This is a genomic window from Variovorax sp. P4_D9, assembly GCF_056401695.1.
This window is the reverse complement of record NZ_JBFUIU010001462.1, coordinates 1-1297: the sequence shown is the minus strand read 5'-3', so window position 1 is coordinate 1297 and position 1297 is coordinate 1. Positions and strand designations below refer to the sequence as shown.

Below are 1297 nucleotides of genomic sequence, written 5' to 3'. Positions count from 1 at the left end.
ACCAGGATGTTCACGACCCCGTCCGGCAGGCCGGCGGCCTGCAGGATCTCACCGAGCATCACGGTCGTGCCGGATGTCACCTCGGCCGGCTTCACGACGGCCGTGCAGCCGGCCGCCAGGGCAAACGGCAGCTTCTGGCTGACGATCAGAAACGGGAAGTTCCAGGGCGTGATGACGCTGACCACGCCGATCGGTTCGCGCAGTACGATGCCGAGTGTCTTCTCGCCAAGCGTGTTGTAGCTGTCGCCGTGCAGGTTGCGTGCAAGCGTCGCCGCGTAATGCCAGAGGTCGGCTGCACCTTCGATCTCGGCGAGCGACTGGGCAATCGGCTTGCCGTTCTCGAGCGTTTCCATCAGCGCCAGGTCGTGCTTGCGAGACAGGATGCCTTCGGCCACGGCGCGCAGCACGCGGGCGCGCTCGGCACCCTTCATGTGCGGCCACGGACCTTGGTCGAACGCCTTGCGTGCTGCGCCGATTGCCCGTTCGGCATCGACGACGCCAGCCTGCGCGTAGACAGCCACCAGCGTGTCATGGGCGGGCGAGTTGCGCTCCAGCGTGGAGCCATCGGCGGCATCGACCCAGACGCCGTCTATGAGGAGTTTGCCTTGGAATGGCGCGCGGCTCAGCGCATCGGCATGGGAGACTGTGGAAGTACGCATGAGTGTGTCCGGTGGGTGGAAGATCAGCGGCCCAGGTAGCTGGGTGAGCGTTTTTCTTTGAAGCTGCGGATGCCCTCTGCGGCGTCCTCGGTGGATGCGGCCAGCGCGCCGGCCATCGCCTCCAGCGTCGCGGCAGCGTCTTCGCCTGCCGCGGCGTTGATCAATTGCTTTGTCAACTGCAGCGACACAGGCGCCTTGGCCGCCATCTCGCTTGCGAGTGCGCTCGCCCGGCGTCTGAGCTCGGCCGACGGCACCACCTCGTGAACGAGCCCTGCAGCCAAGGCGTCGGCGGACGACTGCCGGATTCCGCTCAGCGCCAGGTACTTGGCGCGGCTGGCGCCCACCAGCTGCACCAGTCGCTGCGTACCCGACCAGCCAGGGCAGGTGGCGATCGACGCCTCGGGCAGCGCGAACTGCGCCTGCTCGGCAGCAATGCGAATGTCACCCGTGATGGCAAGCTCGAGGCCGCCGCCAAATGCGTGTCCGTTGATCGCGGAGATGACGGGCTGGCGCAAGCGCGCCCACTGGTCGAAGACCTGATGGCCGCGACGCACCCATCGGCGCCACATGTCCAAGGGCTGGAGCGCCGCCCACTCGTTGATGTCGGCGCCCACGCAGAACGCCTTCTCGCCTCCGCC

General features: G+C 67.3%; 2 protein-coding genes. Both read right to left on the bottom strand.

All coding sequences use genetic code 11. The features are described 5' to 3' along the window. Window positions 1-659 (bottom strand): aldehyde dehydrogenase family protein (locus AC1DY5_RS56010; RefSeq protein ID WP_478122768.1); only part of this gene is annotated, 659 nt, incomplete at its 3' end. A 23-nt stretch (window positions 660-682) separates the two neighbouring features. Beyond that, the coding region (locus AC1DY5_RS56005; protein WP_478122767.1) for an enoyl-CoA hydratase/isomerase family protein at window positions 683-1297 on the bottom strand (615 nt) is incomplete at its 5' end.